This is a genomic window from Cobetia sp. PDI-12MA (genome assembly GCF_059507695.1).
On record NZ_CM183351.1, the window covers coordinates 3,554,052 to 3,573,745 of the forward strand.

Here is a 19,694-nt window from a genome sequence, read left to right on the forward strand (position 1 = left end):
TCAGGCAGCACCCCCAACGCGGGGCTTGCATCGGACTCACGCGTCTTCGGTGCCGATCTGCAAGGCCTCCACGCGCTTGATCAAGCCCTGCAACGCCTCCCGCACGGCGGCGTCACGCACCGCCTGCCGGTCGCCGGGAAAGTGACAGCAGCGTGCCTGCTGGCGCGCCTCGCTCCCCCACGCCAGCCACACGGTGCCGACGGGCTTCTCGTCACTTCCCCCGCCGGGGCCGGCCACGCCGCTGATCGCCACCCCCAGCTCAGCGCCGCTGTCGCGACAGGCGCCCCGCACCATCTCGCACACGACCGCCTCGGAGACGGCGCCGAAAGTTTCAAGCGATGCCTCACTGACCCCCAGCAGGCGCTGCTTGGTGGCATTGGAATAGGTCACGTAGCCCGCATCGAAATAGCTGGAGCTGCCGGCAATCGCCGTGATCGCGGCACTCACGCCGCCCCCGGTGCACGACTCGGCGGTGGTGACGCGCACGCCGCGCGCGATCGCCAGCGCCTGCAACTGCTCAGCCAGAGCATTCACGCACGCAGCCTCGGGTGTCGTACCAGTCAATTGGCTCACGAACTTTCTCCCTGTAAAGGTCATCAAGTGAAAAGGGCAGCGAGCATGAGACATCACAGGCATTGGAGCCGGCCGCGCCAGTCCGTAGAATATCGCGCATCCCGCATGCCGTGTTCTCGCATGTGTGCTTTTTCCCATTGCAGTGCAGTCAAGGAAGTCCATGGCCATGGCCAAGAACAGCGCGCCCCAGATGACGCCGATGATGACGCAGTACATGAAGATCAAACGCGAGCACCCCGGCGTGCTGCTGTTCTATCGCATGGGCGACTTCTATGAACTGTTTCATGAGGACGCAAAACGCGCAGCACAACTGCTCGATATCACGTTGACGGCGCGCGGCAGCTCCGGCGGTTCACCGATCCCCATGGCAGGGGTGCCCTACCACAGCGCCGAAGGTTATCTGGCACGTCTGGTCAAGATGGGCGAATCGGTGGCCATCTGTGAGCAGATCGGTGACCCGGCGACCAGCAAGGGGCCTGTCGAGCGCAAGGTGGTGCGTATCGTCACGCCGGGGACGCTGCATGATGAGGCGCTGCTGGATGCCAGCCGCGACAACCTGCTGGTGGCGCTGCACCGTGATGGAGAGACCTGGGGCCTGGCCGCTCTCGAGCTCTCCTCCGGTCGCTTCAGCGTGCTCGAGGTCAATGGTGATGACGAGCTGCTGGCCGAGATCCAGCGCCTGTCGCCTGCCGAAGTCATGGTCGGCGAAAGCCGTACCCTCCCCGCCAGCCTGTCCTCGCGCCCAGGCCTGACCCGCCAGAGCGATTGGCACTTCGATCACGAGACTGCCTTGCGCCTGCTGTGCGATCAGTTCGGCGTCCAGGACCTCAACGGCTTTGGCTGCAGCCACCTGACGCGCGCCGTCACGGCAGCCGGTGCCCTGCTCGACTATGCTCGCGACACCCAGCGCACCGGCCTGCCCCACGTGACCGCGCTGGCCGTCGAAAGCCGCGATGACTCGGTGGTGATCGATGCCGCCAGCCGCCGCAACCTCGAGATCGATACCAACCTGGGTGGCACCGGCGACAACACGCTGGCCAGCGTGCTTGACGTCACCGCGACCGCGATGGGCTCACGCCTGCTCAAGCGCTGGCTCAACCGCCCGCTGCGCGATCAGCGCCAGATCGGCCAGCGTCAGGCGGCGGTACAGCGTCTACTGGATGGCGACTACCCCTTCGAACTGCAAGGCCTGCTCAAGCGCATCGGAGATGTGGAGCGCATCCTCGCCCGTGTCGCGCTGCGCAGCGCACGCCCCCGTGACATGGCACGCCTGCGCGATGGTCTCAACACCCTGCCCGAGCTGCGCGCCGTGCTCGCCAGCGTCGAGAAAGGCAGCGCCATCGATGACCTGCGCGATGCCATCCGCCTGTTCCCGGCACTTTCCGCGATGCTCAGCGAGGCGCTGGTCGAGAATCCGCCGGTGGTGCTGCGCGATGGTGGCGTGATCGCCGATGGCTACGACGATGAGCTGGACGAGTATCGCGGCCTGTCCGAGAACGCCGGCCAGTATCTGGTCGCACTCGAGACTCGCGAGCGCGAGCGCACCGGCCTGAGCAACCTCAAGGTCGGCTACAACCGCGTGCATGGCTACTTCATCGAACTGCCGCGCTCGCAATCGGCCGAGGCCCCGCCGGAATACATCCGTCGCCAGACCCTCAAGAATGCCGAGCGCTTCATCATCCCCGAACTCAAGGAATTCGAGGACAAGGCGCTGTCCGCCAAGTCCAAGTCACTGGCGCGCGAGAAGCTGCTGTATGAGCACCTGCTGGATGATCTGAATACCGAACTGGATGGCCTGCAGCAGACGGCCCGTGCGCTGGCATCACTGGATGTGCTGACCGCCTTCGCCGATCGCGCCGCCGCGCTCGATTTCGTGCGTCCAGAACTCAGCGAGACCCCGGGCATCGACATCGAAGGCGGCCGCCATCCGGTAGTCGAACATGTCAGCGACCATCCCTTCGTCCCCAACGATGTGCGCTTCGATGATACGCGGCGCATGCTGGTGATCACCGGCCCCAACATGGGCGGTAAATCCACCTACATGCGTCAGACGGCACTGATCGCTCTGCTCGCGCATACCGGCAGCTTCGTGCCGGCGACGCGCGCCTGCATCGGCCCGCTGGATCGCATCTTCACGCGCATCGGCTCATCGGATGACCTGGCCGGCGGCCGCTCGACCTTCATGGTCGAGATGACCGAGACCGCCAGCATCCTGCACAACGCCACTGACGAGAGCCTGGTGTTGATGGATGAGATCGGCCGCGGCACCTCGACCTTCGATGGTCTGTCACTGGCATGGGCCAGCGCCGAGCATCTGGCGCGCACGCGTGCCTTTACCCTGTTCGCGACCCATTACTTCGAGATGACGGCGCTGCCCGAGCATGCCGATGCCGTCGCCAACGTGCACCTGACGGCCGCTGAGCACGGCGATGGCATCGTCTTCATGCACCGCGTCGAGGAAGGCCCTGCCAGCCAGAGCTATGGCCTGCAGGTGGCCCAGCTGGCCGGGGTGCCGCAGAGCGTCATCCTGCGCGCGCGCGAGAAGCTGACCAGCCTGGAGCAGCAGGAAATCGATCGCCCACAGGTGGCGCGCGAGGATGCGCTGGGCCAGCCGGTACCGCAACAGAATGACCTGTTCGCGGCACCGCCGCATCCGGTCGTCGAAGCCCTCAACAGCCTTGACCCGGATGATCTGAGCCCCAAGCGAGCGCTGGAGCTGATCTACGAATGGCACCGGCAGCGCTGAGTGCCGTCACGCCTGCTCCGAGAAGGAACGGCAAGGCTCAAGAGTGAATGGCAAGACTCGACAGCAACCTTCGGGCATAGCACCATTCCAAAACGATCCGCCCCTGCTGATTGCGGGGGCGGCAGAGCGCCACTAGAATAACGTCTTATAACATCTGCGCCGCTTATAACCTGAAGGCCATGATGTCGCCGAGACGACACATGGTGGGCGCCTGGACCACGACCTACGAGAGAGACGCCAATCCGCGTCAGGAGACCTGCATGGCATTCATCGTCACCGAGAACTGCATTCGCTGCAAATACACCGACTGCGTGGAAGTCTGCCCGGTGGATTGCTTCTACGAAGGCCCGAACTTCCTGGTGATCAACCCGGATGAGTGCATTGACTGCGCGCTGTGCGAACCGGAATGCCCCGCCGAAGCCATCTTCTCCGAGGATGAAGTGCCGGAGAACCAGAAGGAATTCATCGAGCTGAATGCCGATCTGGCCGAAGTCTGGCCGAACATCAGCGAGAAGAAGGACGCCATGGAAGACGCCGAGAAGTGGGATGGTGTCGACGGCAAGCTTGAGTATCTGGAGCAGTAAGCCCCTCAAGTCACCCGCATCTCGCGTGGCTAGCGGCTTGCCCGCCCTGACAGGGCAAAGCCCGGCTCTGACGACAGAAACGGCAGCGATTCCCCCGGGAGCCGCTGCCGTTTCTGTATCTGATGCCTGAAGCCTGTGCCTGAAGAGCTCGCGCTGAGAACTCCTCCCCCCCGACCTCCAGACATAAAAAAAGGGCGACCCCGTAAGGTCGCCCGCTCCAAGCGTGTCCCTGTCGATCCATCCTGGATCGCACTCCTGAGTGCTGTCCCTGCCCTTCACGACATCCTGTCATTCGGGGCGCACCGTCACGCGTGGCGGGCATTGCAGCACTGCTCGCGCAGCTGTCCCACCGCAATGCCCGTTAGTGCAGATATTTGCCTGTCCTGCTGTCCTGCCCATGCATTGCCCGGCGTCCTGCCTTTACCGCTCCCTGCCTGTGCAGCTGACAGCCTCACGACATTCCTTGTCCGACTATGCTTGTCGTGGCTTCCTGTCACTTGATGCTGCCGCTGTCTGCCCCATCATTCTTGACGCAGATGATGTCCCGTCATCCGTCACTTCCTGTGAGGGCAAGCTTCCTGACTGCATATCAGAGCCTGGGGCTCTTCGACACTCCGTGTCGTTATCGTGCTTCCTGCCTGTGTGGCGCTTCCCATCGCCGACGGATCATCCTGATCCTGACACACTCCGGTGTCATGCCCGCCATCCTTGCTTCCTTGGCATCTCTCGCCTGACTCCTTCAAGCGAAGATATGCAGCTCTCTGCTACCGACGTCCATGCCAGGTCCTTTTCCGCCGAGCGTCCTGCTCAGCGGGGCGAAACGTCCTGTCTCGCCATCAAGTCTTTTCTGATCATCCCGTTGGCATCCTGCCGAGACTGCGGTGTCCCGCCGCACCCTCACGTCCATGCAGCCATTCTGGGCAGCATTCGCCGGCGAGGCAACTAGCCAAACCTCTTACCCCGCTATACCCGAACAGACCATCAGAGAAAATATATTCAATAAAAACAAGTAGATAATGAAGAACATACGTTCATATCCGCAGGCGACTCGCAGTCAGTGTCTCGATTGTCCTGCGGAATTTGTAAGAGATGACTTACACGAAATCAGTGCCTGGAAGCGGTCCATTTCCTGCCTCCCCACTCATTCATCGCCTGCAATGCACAACGGGGCCGTGCCAGAAGGCACGACCCCGTTGCAAGTTACCTCTACGGTGCTGGGCGCTGAGCCCCGCACACCACGGGCAATTACTGACCCTTGATCTCTTTCAGACCGTTGTAAGCCACGTCTCCCAGCTGCTGCTCGATCACCAGCAGACGATTGTACTTGGCGACACGATCAGAGCGGCACAGAGAACCGGTCTTGATCTGGCCAGCACAGGTACCGACGGCGAGGTCGGCGATGGTGGTGTCTTCGGTCTCGCCACTACGGTGGGAGATGACCGCGGTGAAGCCGGCGGCCTGCGCCATCTTGATCGCATCCAGAGTCTCGGACAGTGAGCCGATCTGGTTGAACTTGATCAGGATGGAGTTGCCGATGCCTTCATCGATACCGCGGCTCAGGATGCGCGTATTGGTGACGAACAGGTCGTCGCCGACCAGCTGCACCTTGTCACCCAGCTCGTCGGTCAGCATCTTCCAGCCTTCCCAGTCGGACTCATCCATGCCGTCTTCGATGGAGGCGATCGGATATTCCGCGGCCAGGCCCGCCAGATAGTCGACGAAACCACGTGCGTCGAAGCTCTTGCCTTCGCCGGACAGGTTGTACTGACCGTCCTGGTAGAACTCGGAAGACGCGCAATCCAGCGCCAGAGTCACATCGGTGCCCAGGGTGTAGCCCGCATCGCTGACGGCCTGCTTGATGACGGCCAGTGCTTCGGAGTTGGACGCCAGGATCGGAGCAAAGCCACCTTCATCACCCACGGAGGTGCTCAGCTCGCGCCCCTGCAGCACCTTCTTCAGCGCGTGGAAGATCTCGGCGCCGGTGCGCAATGCTTCACGGAAGGTCGGCGCGCCGACCGGCTGGACCATGAACTCCTGGATGTCGACGTTGTTGTCGGCATGCTCACCGCCGTTGATGATGTTCATCATCGGCACCGGCATGGAGTACTGCCCCGGCTGGCCGTAGAGCTCAGCGATGTGAGCGTAGAGCTCGATGCCCTTGGCCTGCGCTGCCGCCTTGGCAGCCGCCAGAGAGACGGCAAGAATCGCGTTGGCACCCAGCGATTCCTTGTTCTCGGTACCATCCAGCGCCAGCATGGCATCGTCCAGCGCGCGCTGGTCGAGTGCATCCATGCCCACGAGGCGCTCGCGGATCGCGCCATTGACGGCTTCGACTGCCTTCAGCACGCCCTTGCCCAGATAACGGCTCTTGTCGCCATCACGCAATTCCAGCGCTTCACGCGAACCGGTGGAGGCACCGGAAGGCGCGCAGGCACTGGCGCGTTGGCCACCTTCCAGCACGACCTCGGCCTGTACGGTCGGGTTACCACGGGAATCGAGCACCTCAAGGGCGCGGATTTCGACGATATTGGCCATCTTGTGTCGTCCTCTACACGGGGGATTGAAACACCACGACGGGCATCTTGCCCATAGTGCAAAAAGGCCGCTCACACAGGGGTGAACGGCCAGTAGTCCTGCTCAACGAATGTCCAGCGGCGCGAAGCCCTTGACCAGCGCATCCAGCGATTGCAGCTGGCGCAGGAAGGGTTCGAGCTGGTCCAGCGGCAAGGCGCAGGGGCCGTCACACTTGGCGTTGTCCGGGTCCGGATGCGCTTCGAGGAACAGACCCGCAAGCCCCAAGGCGACACCGGAGCGTGCCAGATCGAAGACCTGCTCACGGCGCCCGCCAGCGGAATCGACTCGCCCGCCCGGACGCTGCAGCGAGTGGGTGACATCGAACAAGACCGGCAGGCCGCTATCCTTCATCTCGGCCATGCCGAGCATGTCGACCACCAGGTTGTTGTAACCGAAGCTGGAGCCACGCTCGCACAGCAGAATCCGGTCATTGCCCGCTTCACCGCACTTGGCGACGATATGGCGCATCTCGTGCGGCGCGAGGAACTGCGGCTTCTTGACGTTGATGACGGCGCCGGTGCGCGCCATGGCCACGACCAGGTCCGTCTGCCGCGCCAGGAAGGCCGGCAGCTGAATGACATCGGCCACTTCCGCCACGGCTGCCGCCTGATGCGGCTCATGCACGTCCGTGATGATCGGCACACCGAAGCGCGACTTGATCTCGGCCAGAATCTCGAGCCCCTTCTCCATCCCGGGCCCGCGGTAGGAGTGCATGGAGCTGCGGTTGGCCTTGTCGAAGCTGGCCTTGAAGACGTACGGCATGCCCAGGCGTGACGTCACCTCGACGTACTGCTCGGCGACTTCCAGCGCCAGCTCCCGCGATTCGAGCACGTTCATGCCACCGAAAAGCGTCATCGGACGATCGTTGGCGACTTGCAGACCCGCAAAGTCGATCACGCGTTGTTCGTTGCTCATCTCTGCACCGTCCATCAAATCGTTGTCCATCGGCAGTCTGCCTGATGATGCTCTGGCGAACATCAAGACCTGCAACCACCACGCAGAAGACCTACGGGCGCCACCCGAGGTGGCGCCCGCTCAACACCCTATCACTCGCCGCGAGTACGCGCCGCCTTGTGATTGAGCGCGGCATTCACGAAGCCGGTGAACAGCGGATGGCCATCACGCGGCGTGGAGGTGAATTCCGGGTGGAACTGACATGCCACGAACCATGGGTGATCCGGCAGCTCGACCATCTCGACCAGCGAGTTGTCGACGCTGCGACCGGAGAAGATCAGGCCCGCTTCTTCCAGGGCCGGCACGAACTGGTCATTGACCTCATAGCGGTGACGGTGACGCTCGACGATCTCGTCGCTGCCATAGGCCTGATGCGCCTTGGAGCCGTTGAGCAGGCTGCAGGCCTGACCGCCAAGACGCATGGTGCCGCCCAGATCAGACGCCGCATCGCGGGTCTCGATCTTGCCTTCCGGCGTCAGCCACTCGGTGATCAGACCGACCACCGGGTGCTGGGTGTCATGGGTGAATTCGGTAGAGTTGGCATCGCTCCAGCCCGCCACATTACGTGCGAACTCGATGACGGCAACCTGCATGCCCAGGCAGATGCCCAGATACGGCACCTTGTTCTCACGCGCGAAGCGCGCGGTGGCGATCTTGCCTTCCACACCACGCTCGCCGAAGCCGCCCGGCACCAGCACCGCGTCCTTGCCGATCAGGCGGTCGGTGCCGTTGCGCTCGATTTCCTCGGAGTCGATGAAGTCGACGTTGACCTTCACACGCCCCTGGATACCGGCGTGGGTCAGCGCCTCGTTCAGCGACTTGTAGGCGTCGAGCAGCTCCATGTACTTGCCGACCATCGCGATGTTGATGGTCTTGAGCGGGTTGAGCTTGGCGTCGAGCACCGCGACCCATTCGGACATGTCGGCCTCTTTGGCCTCCAGGCGGAACTTGTCGCAGACGATCTCATCGAGGCCGGCTTCGTGGAGCATCAACGGAATGCGATAGATGGTGTCAGCATCCTGCAGTGAGACGACGGCACGCTCTTCGACGTTGGTGAACAGCGAGATCTTGCGACGCTCGCTTTCCTCGATCTCGACTTCGCTGCGGCAGATCAGGATATCCGGCTGGATACCGATGGAGCGCAGCTCCTTGACGCTGTGCTGGGTCGGCTTGGTCTTGGTCTCGCCGGCCGTCTTGATGTACGGCACCAGCGTCAGGTGCATGAAGAGCGCACGCTCGCCACCCAGCTGCGCACGCAGCTGACGGATGGACTCCAGAAACGGCAGCGACTCGATGTCACCCACGGTACCACCGATCTCGACCAGTGCGACGTCATAGCCTTCACCACCGGCGATCACGCGGCGCTTGATCTCGTCGGTGATGTGCGGGATGACCTGCACCGTTCCACCGAGGTAGTCACCGCGGCGCTCCTTGCGCAGCACGTGCTCGTAGACTCGGCCGGTGGTGAAGTTGTTGCCCTGGGTCATGCGCGAGCGGATGAAACGCTCGTAGTGACCGAGGTCGAGGTCGGTTTCCGCGCCATCTTCGGTGACAAAGACTTCGCCGTGCTGGAACGGGCTCATGGTGCCCGGATCGACGTTGATGTACGGATCCAGCTTGAGGATGGTGACCTTGAGGCCACGGGCCTCGAGAATAGCCGCCAGCGAAGCGGATGCGATGCCCTTGCCAAGCGAGGACACAACGCCGCCCGTCACGAAGATAAATCGTGTCATGGAAACCTGCCGAAAACGTGAGCTGTAGGAGAGATCCGGGGGGAACGGATCAGGATGGGTCGCCAGTCTAGCGGAAAGGCTGCTCCGGCTCAATTTGAATGCCACCATCTGCCCTTCTCGCGCCACCATCCGATGCACCGTCATAACGCATCAGGCCCGCCATGGCGGGCCTGATACGTGACGTCAGTTCACCTTTACACTTCCAGGAAATCAAGAATCCCTTCAGCGGCACGGCGCCCTTCATCGATGGCGGTCACCACCAGGTCGGAGCCGCGCACCATGTCACCGCCAGCGAACACCTTGGCGTTGGTGGTCTGGAAGGCATGACGCTCGGCGCTGGTCGCGATGCGGCCACGCTCATCGACGGCGATGTCGAAGTCGGCGAACCACGGTGCAGGGCTTGCCTGGAAGCCGAAGGCCACGACCACGGCATCCGCCGGCAGAATCTCTTCAGATCCCGGCACCACTTCCGGACGCTGACGGCCATTGGCATCCGGCTCACCCAGACGGGTGCGCACGACCTTGACGCCTTCGACCTTGCCATCGCCGACCACTGCCACCGGCTGACGGTTGAAGAGGAAATCGACGCCCTCTTCGCGAGCATTGGTCACCTCACGGCGTGAGCCCGGCATGTTGGCCTCGTCACGACGGTAGGCACAGGTCACGCTTTCCGCGCCCTGACGGATGGAGGTGCGGTTGCAGTCCATCGCGGTATCACCACCGCCGAGCACCACGACCTTCTTGCCTTCCATGGAGACGTAATCCGCCGGGTCCTTCTCGAAGCCCAGGCAGTGATTGACGTTGGCGATCAGGAAGTCGAGCGCCTTGTGCACGCCCGGCAGATCCTCGCCCGGGAAGCCGCCACTCATGGCGTTGTAGGTACCCATGCCCAGGAAGACGGCATCGTATTCCTCGAGCAGCGCATCGAAGGTCACATCACGCCCGACCTCGACATTGAGACGGAACTCCATGCCCATCTCTTCGAAAATCTCGCGGCGACGCGTCATCACGCCCTTCTCGAGCTTGAACTCCGGGATGCCGAAGGTCAGCAGACCGCCGATTTCCGGATGGCGATCATAGATCACCGGACGCACGCCATTGCGCACCAGAATATCGGCGGCACCGAGACCCGCCGGGCCTGCACCGATGATGGCGACGCGCTTGTCGGTCCAGCTGACCTTGGACATGTCGGGACGCCAGCCCATCGCGAAGGCGGTGTCGGTGATGTACTTCTCCACCGAGCCGATGGTGACGGCACCGAAGCCGTCATTCAGGGTGCAGTCGCCCTCACAGAGACGGTCCTGCGGGCAGACGCGACCACAGACTTCCGGCAGCGAGTTGGTCTGGTGAGAGAGCTCGGCAGCTTCGAGGATGTTGCCCTCGGAGACCAGCTTCAGCCAGTTGGGAATGTAGTTGTGTACCGGGCACTTCCACTCACAGTAGGGGTTGCCACAGCCCAGGCAGCGATGTGCCTGGCTGGCGGCTTCTACCGGCTTGAACTCGGCATAGATCTCGTTGAACTCACGTGCGCGCACGCGAGCATCTTTCTTCTGCGGGTCCTGACGACCCACATCGATGAACTGGAAGTCGTTGGCGAGCTGATTGGCCATGATGAATCCTCTCTCAAAATCCGGGCACCGTCGCGGTGCGGGCCCTCACCCGAGGCATGCTTGGGTGAGGGATGCGATCACTCCGGTTGACGCCGTGACTGGTCCAGCAGGCCGTTGAGGCTTGCCGCCTTCGGCTTGACCAACCAGAAGTGACGCACGAAGTCAGGGAAATCGCGCAGGATGTCGCGCCCGCGCTCGGAGCCGGTCTCGGCCACATATTCCTCGATGACTTCGCGCAGATGGCGACGATAGGCCTCCATGGCTTCGGTATTGATGCGGTGGATTTCCACCAGCTCGTGGTTGTACTTGTCGACGAAGTCGCGATTCTCGTCCAGCACGTAGGCGAAGCCGCCCGTCATGCCCGCGCCGAAGTTGACGCCTGTCTCGCCCAATACGCACACCAGACCGCCGGTCATGTACTCACAGCAGTGGTCGCCCGCGCCTTCGATCACGGCGTGCGCACCGGAGTTGCGCACCCCGAAGCGCTCGCCGGCGGTGCCCGCGGCGTACAGCCGTCCGCCGGTCGCGCCGTACAGGCAGGTGTTGCCGATGATGGCGGTCTTGTGGCTCTCGAAGCGCGAACCACGCGGCGGCACGATGGTCAGCTTGCCGCCGTTCATGCCCTTGCCGACATAGTCATTGGCGTCGCCTTCCAGATGCATCTCGAGTCCGTGCGCGTTCCAGACACCGAAGCTCTGGCCTGCTACACCGGTCAGACTGACCTTGAGCGGCGATCCTGCCAGCCCGGCCTCGCCATAGCGCTTGGCGATTTCACCCGAGACACGCGCACCCACCGAGCGGTCACAGTTGGTGACATGGAAGCTGAACTCGCCACCGCTGCGGCTGTCGATCGCCGATTCCATCGCGGCCAGCATCTCAAGATTCTTGGCACCGGGATCATGCGGCTCGTTGCGGCTGACCTGGCAGAACTGCGGCGCATCCTTGGGCACGAAGTCATTGCCCAGCAACGGCGTGAGGTCGAGACGACGCTGCGCGTTGGTCTCGCCTTCCAGCACTTCGAGCAGATCGGTACGACCGATCAGGTCGGTGATCTGACGCACGCCCAGCAGCGCCATCAGCTCGCGCACTTCCTCGGCGATGAAGCGGAAGTAGTGCTTGACCATCTCGACGGTGCCGCGGAAATGCTCGTCACGCAGCGCCTGGTGCTGGGTCGCGACACCGGTGGCACAGTTGTTCAGGTGACAGATACGCAGGTACTTGCAGCCCAGCGCGACCATCGGCGCGGTGCCGAAGCCGAAGCTCTCGGCGCCCAGGATCGCGGCCTTGACCACGTCCAGACCGGTCTTGAGGCCGCCATCCGTCTGCAGACGGATCTTGTGGCGCAGCTGGTTGATGCGCAGCGCCTGATGCACCTCGGGCAGCCCCAGCTCCCACGGGGAACCGGCGTGCTTGATCGAGGTGATCGGGCTGGCCGCGGTGCCACCGTCATAGCCGGAGACGGTGATCAGGTCGGCGTACGCCTTGGCGACACCGGTGGCGATGGTGCCGATCCCCGGCTCGGAGACCAGCTTGACCGAGACCTGCGCCGACGGATTGACCTGCTTGAGATCGAAGATCAGCTGCGCCAGATCCTCGATGGAATAGATATCGTGATGCGGCGGCGGCGAGATCAGTGTCACCCCCGGCACGGCGTAGCGCAGACGTGCGATCAGGTCGTTGACCTTGCCCCCCGGCAGCTGACCGCCTTCACCGGGCTTGGCGCCCTGTGCGACCTTGATCTGCAGTACCTCGGCATTGACCAGGTACGCCGGTGTAACACCGAAGCGACCGGAGGCGATCTGCTTGATCTTGGAGGAGCGCACGGTGCCGTAACGCGCCGGGTCTTCGCCACCCTCACCGGAGTTGGAGCGCCCACCGGCCTCGTTCATGGCCTGAGCCAGCGCTTCATGTGCCTCGGGAGACAGCGCGCCAAGCGACATGCCGGCGCTGTCGAAGCGCGGCAGCAGGGACTCGACGAACTCGACTTCCTCGATCGGCAGCGGCTCGGCGACCGGCTTGAGAGTCAGCAGGTCACGAATGGTCGCCACCGGACGCTCGTTGACCAGGCGCGCGAATTCCTTCCAGTTGCCGTAGTCACCCTGCTGCACGGCCTGCTGCAGCTTCACCACCACATCCGGGTTGTAGGCGTGGTATTCACCGCCATGCACGTACTTGACCAGCCCGCCCTGCTTGATGCGCTTGCGCGGCAGCCAGGCTTCACGGGCCAGCAGCTCCTGCTGGAACTGCAGCTCTGCAAAGCCGGCGCCTTCGATGCGCGAGGCCATGCCGGTAAAGCACATGTCCATGACTTCACTGTTGAGGCCGACCGCCTCGAACAGCTGCGAGCCTCGGTAGGAGCCGATGTGCGAGATGCCCATCTTGGACAGGATCTTGTAGAGGCCCTTCTGCATGCCCTTGCGATAGTTCTCGCGGGCATCTGCCGGGTTGCCGGACAGCTCGCCAGTGCGATGCATGTCAGCCATCACCTGATAGGCAAGGTACGGGTAGACCGCCGTGGCGCCGACCCCGAACAGCACTGCCATCTGGTGCGCGTCACGCGCATAGCCGGTCTCGATCACCAGGTTGACGCGCGGGCGCAGGGCCAGCGCACCGAGGTGATGATGGATGGCGCCAGTCGCCAGTGCGGCATGGATCGGCAGCTGCCCCTTCTTCAAGCCACAGTCGCTGAGTACCAGGATCACCTTGCCATTGCGCGCCGCTTCCTCGGCCTGCTGACAGAGGCCCTTGAGCGCCTGCTTGAGGGAGTCCTGCGCCGGATCGTAGTGCAGCTTGAGCGTCTGCGAGGTGAAGGCCGGATCTTCGTGATTGACCAGCGCATTGAACTTGCGCGGTGACAACACCGGCGTGGTCAGGATCAGGCGATGCGCGTGTTCCGGCGTCGCGTCGAAGATGTTGAGCTCGGCACCACAGCAGGTCTCCAGCGACATCACGATCGCTTCGCGCAGCGGATCGATCGGCGGATTGGTGACCTGGGCGAACTTCTGACGGAAGTAGTCAGTCAGAACGCGATTCTGGCGCGACAGCACGGCCATCGGCGTGTCATCGCCCATCGAGCCGACCGCCTCCTGACCGCTCTCGGCCAGCGGGCGCAGCAACTGATCGCGCTCCTCGAAGCTGACCTGGAACATCTTCTGGTAGACGTCCAGCTGATCGGCATCCATCGGCTGGAAGCGCGCCAGCTCGGTCAGCGCTGACTCGAGATAGTTGGCGTTCTCACGCAGCCAGCGCTTGTAGGGATGTGCGCCCTTGAGGCGCTCACTGACCTGATCGGTGTGCAGCACTTCACCGGTCTCGGTATCGACGCCCAACACCTGACCCGGCCCGACGCGCCCCTTGGCGACGACATCTTCCGGCTTGTAATCGTAGGTGCCGATTTCGGAGGCCAGGGTGATGAAACCATTGCGCGTGATGACCCAACGCGCCGGACGCAGACCGTTGCGGTCCAGCATGCACACGGCATGGCGACCGTCGGTGAGCACGATGCCCGCCGGGCCGTCCCAGGCCTCCATGTGCATGGAGTTGTATTCGTAGAAGGCACGCAGATCGGAGTCCATCTGCTCGACGTTCTGCCATGCCGGCGGCACCATCATGCGAATGGCGCGATAGATATCCATGCCCCCGGTCAGCAGGACTTCCAGCATGTTGTCCATGCTGGAGGAGTCGGAGCCGACGGTGTTGACGATCTCGTCCAGCTCGGCGATCTCGGGCAGCTGCTCGGAGACGAAGTTCTCCTTGCGCGCATTGGCCCAGCCGCGGTTGGCCTCGATGGTGTTGATCTCGCCATTGTGGGCGAGGAAGCGGAACGGCTGGGCCAGCGGCCAGCGTGGCGCGGTGTTGGTCGAGAAGCGCTGGTGGAAGACACAGATCGCGGTCTCGAGACGCGGGTCGCCCAGATCCTTGTAGAAGCGCGGAAGATCTTCCGGCATCACCAGGCCCTTGAAGGAGATGACCTTGCTGGAGAGCGAGCAGACGTAGAAGTCCTCTTCGCTCTTCAGCGCCTGCTCGGCATAGCGACGCGCCATGAACAGATCGACATTGAAGGCGATGTCAGTACGCTCATCGGCGGCGCCGACGAAGACCTGACGGATGCGCGGCAGGCAGTCGCGGGCCATCGGGCCGCACACGCTGTCATCTACCGGCATTTCGCGCCAGCCCAGCACCTCGAGGTTGCGCGCGCTCAGCGCCGACTCGAAAGCATCACGCGCGGATTGTTCACGCGCGTCATCATCAGGCAGGAAAAGCGTGCCGACGGCATAGCGAGCGCCCAGTTCCAGCCCGAGGGATTCTCGAGCGATCTGGCGCATGAAGCCGTCCGGCATCTTGAGCAGCAGGCCACAGCCATCGCCGGTCTTGCCATCAGCGGCAATTCCGCCACGGTGAGTCATGCAGGTCAGGGATTCAATGGCGGTCTGCAGCAGTTCGTGGCTCGCCTGCCCTTCCATATGGGCGATCAGACCGAAGCCGCAGTTGTCGCGGAACTCTCCCGGATGGTGGAGACCTTTGTTCATGGGGCGTGCCTCACGGAGAAATCATGTGTCCAGATGCTTTTTTTCAAGCATTTTCCCGGTTATAGTTATCGGTTATCTTTATTTTTATACCTGCCGATAGTGGCGCCATCAGTGTCGCTACACGACGCCAGATTTCCCTCGAGCATATCCCCCAGCTTCCCGCCTGCGCAATTCTCCACAGGTCGCCCATCGACCAAAAAAACCTGACAAAACCGAAGGTTAGAAGAACCCCCAACCAAAAAACCCTGTAGGCTCAAGCGCTTAGCGGGTAGACATGCCTCATGAATTTCGCCTTGCAACTTTAGTATTGGTTGAATAAAAAACAGCGTTTTTATTCGATCTGCCCCATACCGATTACGCATACGGCATACCAATTCAGGAATCACGCTCCACCAATGACTCCGCCACGGCGCGCTGATACTTGCCAAAAGACAAGTCGCCAAAAGAAAAGCTGCCAAAAGAAAAGCTGCCAAAAGAAAAGCCGCCACCCAGAGGGTGACGGCTTGCGTGATCGTGCAGCGCCCATGAACCAGCCAATGGCTGGCCGAGATGTCAGCGAGAGCTGCGTGGCCAGTGCTCCAGCATGTCGGCCAGCACGCCGGCTGGCGCCTCTTCGGTGATCACCGCGCGGCCGATGCGCTCAAGAAGGATCAGGCGCAGGCGGCCATCGACATTCTTCTTGTCCAGCTGCATGTGCTTCAGGAAGTCCTCGACGCCCATGTCTTCCGGAGCCGCCAGCGGCAAGCCCGCCTTGGCGATGATGTGCGAGACACGCTCCACATCCGCACTCGACAGCCAGCCCATGCGCGCCGAAAGCTCAGCCGCCATCAGCATGCCGGTGCCGACGGCTTCGCCGTGAAGCCAGACGCCATAGCCCTGATCCGTCTCGATGGCATGCCCGAAGGTGTGACCCAGATTGAGCAGCGCACGCACGCCCTGCTCGGTCTCATCCTGCGCCACGACATCCGCCTTGATGGCACAGCTGCGGCGAATGGCGTCACCGAGCAGGGTCTCGTCCAGCGCCATCAAGGCCGTCATGTTGTCTTCCAGCCAGCTCAGGAAGCTTTCATCCCACAGCAGACCATACTTGATGACCTCGGCCATGCCCGCTGACAGCTCACGCTGCGGCAATGTCTTGAGGCTCGCGGTATCGATCAGCACCAGACGCGGCTGCCAGAAGGCGCCCAGCATGTTCTTGCCGCGCGGATGATTGACGCCGGTCTTGCCGCCCACCGAGGAATCCACCTGCGACAGCAGCGTGGTCGGCACCTGGATGAAGGCCGCACCCCGCTGATAGCAGGCCGCCGCGAAGCCGGTCATGTCACCGATCACACCGCCACCGAGGGCGATCAAGGTGCAGCGGCGATTGAAGCCGGCCTCGAGCAGGGCATCCCAGATCAGGCCGATGCTGGCCATGTGCTTGGTCTGCTCACCGTCGTCGAGGATGACCTCGCGGATATCGAGCCCCTCGCCCAACGAGGCCTTCAGTGCGTCCAGATACAGCGGTGCCACTACGGTGTTGGTGACGATCATCACCTGACGCCCCGCAAGGTGCTCACGAATCAGATCACCACGTGCGGTCAGGCCCGGCCCGATATGAATGGGATAACTGCGCTCGCCGAGCGCGACATCAAGACGATGAGCAGGTGCCAGGGACATCAGAATTCTCCTTGGGCGAAACAGGTGACAGCGACTGATGCCCGCCAGGGCCACCAGCCGCTGATGAGACTAGCCAGGGGCGTGCAACGGGTTCGCCAGCGCCTTGATACGGCGCCGAATCTCGTTGGTGACCGCCCGAGGACTACGACGATCGGTACGCACGATGATATCGGCCGTCTCGCGGTAGAGCGGGTCACGCAACTCGAACAGCCGCTTGAGCACCCTCCCGGGGTCATCCTGCTGCAACAGCGGACGATTGCGATCACGGCCGGCTCGCTTGAGCTGCTGCTCGACAGGCGCGTAGAGATACACGACAGTGCCGCGTTCGCGCAGTACGCGCCGATTGGCCTCCGCCATGATCGCGCCACCACCGGTGGCCATCACGACTTCCCTGAGCGAGGTCAGCTCATCGATGACAGCCTGCTCACGCTCACGAAAGCCGGACTCGCCCTCGACGTCGAAAATCCACGGAATGCTGGCTCCGCAGCGGTCTTCAATCACATGGTCGCTATCGCAAAATTCACGATGCAAGTCGGCCGCCAGCAGGCGGCCGATAGTGCTCTTGCCGGCCCCCATGGGGCCGACAAGGAATACGTTGGGAATCACATGCATCAGCGCACCGCCAGGCCGTCCTCGATGATCTTCGGGGTAATGAATACCAGCAATTCTACCTTCTCGTTGGACTCTTCGGTATAGCGGAACAGATTCCCGATCACCGGCAGGTCTCCTAGGAAGGGTGTCTTGAAGACGCTGCGAATCTGCTCGGAGGTCAGAATGCCACCCAGCACCACGGTTTCGCCATCATTGACCAGCACCTGCGTCTCGATTTCATTGGTATCGATGGCCGGTTCGCCATTGAAGCTGTCATCGGAGACATCATCATTGTTGATCAACAGGTCCATGATGATGCGGTTGTCAGGCGTGATCTGTGGCGTCACTTCCAATGCCAGCACCGCTTCCTTGAACTCGATGTTGGTCGCGCCGCTGGAGGTCGCCTCCTCGTAGGGAATCTCCTGACCCTGCTTGATGACGGCCTTCTTCTGGTTGGCGGTGATGATCTTGGGCTGGGAGATGGTCTGGCTCTTGCCTTCGCTTTCCAGCGCCGAGAGTTCCAGGTCCAGCAGAATATCGCCGGACAGGTAACCGAAGCTGAAGGTGCTTCCCGGACTGCTATCATCCCCCAGATCTACGCTTAGACCACCGTTGCTGGTCGTACCGGTAGACGCGCCTTCCAGGCCGAACTTGCCGTTGCTGCTGTTGGAAAGCCCCCAATTGACACCGATCTCGCTGGAGACGCTACTGCGCGCAATGACGATGCGCGCTTCGATCTGCACCTGACGCACCGGGATGTCGAGGTATTCCAGCGTGCCACGAATGGACTCGAGCGTATCGCGGGTGTCCTGGATCAGCATGGTATTGGTGCGCTCATCGACCATCACGCGGCCCCGCTCGGACAGCAGACCGATACCGCCTTCACCGCGCAGCAACGCCGCCAGGTCCGCCGCCTTGGCATAACGCACCTGGATGTATTCGGTGGTCATCGGCGCCAGTTCCTTGACCTGCTGATTCGCCTCGAGCTCCTTGCGCTCGAGTGCCGCCAGCTCTTCGGCCGGTGCGACCATCAGCACGTTGCCCATGCGACGACTGGCCAGACCGTTGGACTTGAGCACCAGATCCAGCGCCTGATCCCAGGGCACTTCCTTCAGGTTCAGGGTCACGTTGCCTGTGACATTGTCACTGGCGACCAGATTGAGCCCCGTGAAGTCAGCGATGATCTGCAGCACGGAGCGCACTTCGATGTTCTGGAAGTTGAGCGAGATCTTCTTGCCGGTGTAGGGGAACTTGTCCTTGATGCGCTCCGCCTGCTCTTCACGCGTCAGCGGCTTGACCTCAAGCACCAGCTCGTTGCCTGCCTGGGTGGCCAGCTGGGTGTAGTAGCCACTGGCATCCACCACCATACGCACACCATCACGGGTACGCTGCGGATCGATACGGGTCACCGGCGTGGCGAAATCGCCGACATCCAGCACCTGATTCATCTCCGGCGGCAGCTTCACGCCCTTGATGTCGACATAGATCTTGCGCCCGCGCTCGGTGACACGTGACTCGACATTGGAGCGATTGAAGTTGATCACGACGCGGCCTTCACCATCCGTGCCACGACGGAAATCGATACCACTGACGGCCGGCTCGCTTGCCACTTCCAGGGCACGGTTGTCCGGCGGTACGCTGGCGGCGTTCGCCTGGGAGGCAGCCACAGGCTGAGCGCCCGGCGCACCGCCCTGCTCGCCGACGATGACGTAGAGGCTGTTGCCCTCGGTGCGCGTGACGTACGGCTTGGACTGGTTGAGTTTCATGACCAGACGCGTGCGCGAGCCGGCTTCCAGCGCCACCAGCTCGTCCACGCCGCTGAGCCCCAGATCGAAGCGACGCTTGTCGAGCTGACTGCTGGTGTCCAGGAGGTCGATGGTGATGCGCGGCGGCGTCTCGATACGGTAGCCCTTGACCTCCGGCACTCCGCCGACGAAGTCGAGCTTGAGCTCCATACGGTCGCCCCCGAGGGCGGTGAAGTTGAGGTCCTGCAGCGATGACGCGGCCATCGCTACATTTGCCATCAGGCTTCCGACTGCCGCCAGCCCCAGCAGACTCATTCGTTGCAATCGCGTCATGTTCCCTAGTCCCCTGTCTCGCCGTGGCTCCGTTCAACCGTCGGGCTGATCGCGCCTTATTCT

At 62.5% G+C, this 19,694-nt stretch carries 11 protein-coding genes; 2 read left to right on the plus strand and 9 right to left on the minus strand.

Annotated features, from left to right (window positions below; all coding sequences use genetic code 11):
• Positions 1–36: 36 nt before the first annotated feature.
• Positions 37–573 carry a CinA family protein gene (locus tag AC5WNI_RS15020; RefSeq protein ID WP_282627913.1) on the minus strand — a complete coding sequence of 179 codons (537 nt, stop codon included), beginning with the start codon at positions 571–573 and terminating at the stop codon, positions 37–39.
• Positions 574–739: 166 nt separating this feature from the next.
• Here AC5WNI_RS15020 and mutS point away from each other — a divergent pair, with 166 nt between their 5' ends.
• The gene (gene mutS / locus AC5WNI_RS15025) at positions 740–3,319 is read left to right on the plus strand and encodes a DNA mismatch repair protein MutS (RefSeq protein WP_175089630.1); all 2,580 of its coding nucleotides are present in this window, start codon (positions 740–742) and stop codon (positions 3,317–3,319) included.
• A gap of 260 nt (positions 3,320–3,579) precedes the next feature.
• Positions 3,580–3,903 carry a ferredoxin FdxA gene (gene fdxA, locus AC5WNI_RS15030; protein WP_043333067.1) on the plus strand — a complete coding sequence of 108 codons (324 nt, stop codon included), beginning with the start codon at positions 3,580–3,582 and terminating at the stop codon, positions 3,901–3,903.
• Positions 3,904–5,148: 1,245 nt separating this feature from the next.
• On the opposite strand, the gene eno is transcribed toward fdxA, so the two are convergent.
• The 8 genes from eno to AC5WNI_RS15070 all read right to left on the minus strand — a co-directional run bounded on the left by eno (position 5,149) and on the right by AC5WNI_RS15070 (position 19,631).
• Entirely contained in the window at positions 5,149–6,438 is a 1,290-nt protein-coding gene (eno, locus tag AC5WNI_RS15035) for a phosphopyruvate hydratase (RefSeq protein WP_175089631.1), read from the minus strand.
• 102 nt (positions 6,439–6,540) lie between these two features.
• On the minus strand, positions 6,541–7,392 hold the full coding sequence (gene kdsA / locus AC5WNI_RS15040; RefSeq protein ID WP_175089632.1) for a 3-deoxy-8-phosphooctulonate synthase: 852 nt from the start codon (positions 7,390–7,392) through the stop codon (positions 6,541–6,543).
• 131 nt (positions 7,393–7,523) lie between these two features.
• Positions 7,524–9,164 carry a CTP synthase gene (gene pyrG, locus AC5WNI_RS15045; protein WP_175089633.1) on the minus strand — a complete coding sequence of 547 codons (1,641 nt, stop codon included), beginning with the start codon at positions 9,162–9,164 and terminating at the stop codon, positions 7,524–7,526.
• 194 nt (positions 9,165–9,358) lie between these two features.
• Positions 9,359–10,774 carry an FAD-dependent oxidoreductase gene (locus tag AC5WNI_RS15050; protein WP_043332950.1) on the minus strand — a complete coding sequence of 472 codons (1,416 nt, stop codon included), beginning with the start codon at positions 10,772–10,774 and terminating at the stop codon, positions 9,359–9,361.
• A gap of 77 nt (positions 10,775–10,851) precedes the next feature.
• Positions 10,852–15,303: a glutamate synthase large subunit gene (gene gltB, locus AC5WNI_RS15055; protein WP_175089634.1), complete on the minus strand. Its 4,452-nt coding sequence runs from the start codon at positions 15,301–15,303 to the stop codon at positions 10,852–10,854.
• A gap of 552 nt (positions 15,304–15,855) precedes the next feature.
• Positions 15,856–16,962 (minus strand): 3-dehydroquinate synthase, encoded by a 1,107-nt coding sequence (gene aroB / locus AC5WNI_RS15060; RefSeq protein WP_175089635.1) that lies wholly within the window; start codon positions 16,960–16,962, stop codon positions 15,856–15,858.
• Positions 16,963–17,031: 69 nt separating this feature from the next.
• Positions 17,032–17,574, minus strand: a complete 543-nt coding sequence (gene aroK / locus AC5WNI_RS15065; protein ID WP_175089636.1) for a shikimate kinase AroK — start codon at positions 17,572–17,574, stop codon at positions 17,032–17,034.
• Positions 17,574–19,631, minus strand: coding sequence for a type IV pilus secretin PilQ (locus AC5WNI_RS15070; protein WP_175089637.1), 2,058 nt, complete (start codon positions 19,629–19,631; stop codon positions 17,574–17,576). The genes aroK and AC5WNI_RS15070 overlap by 1 nt, the downstream gene beginning before the upstream one ends.
• Positions 19,632–19,694: the final 63 nt, after the last annotated feature.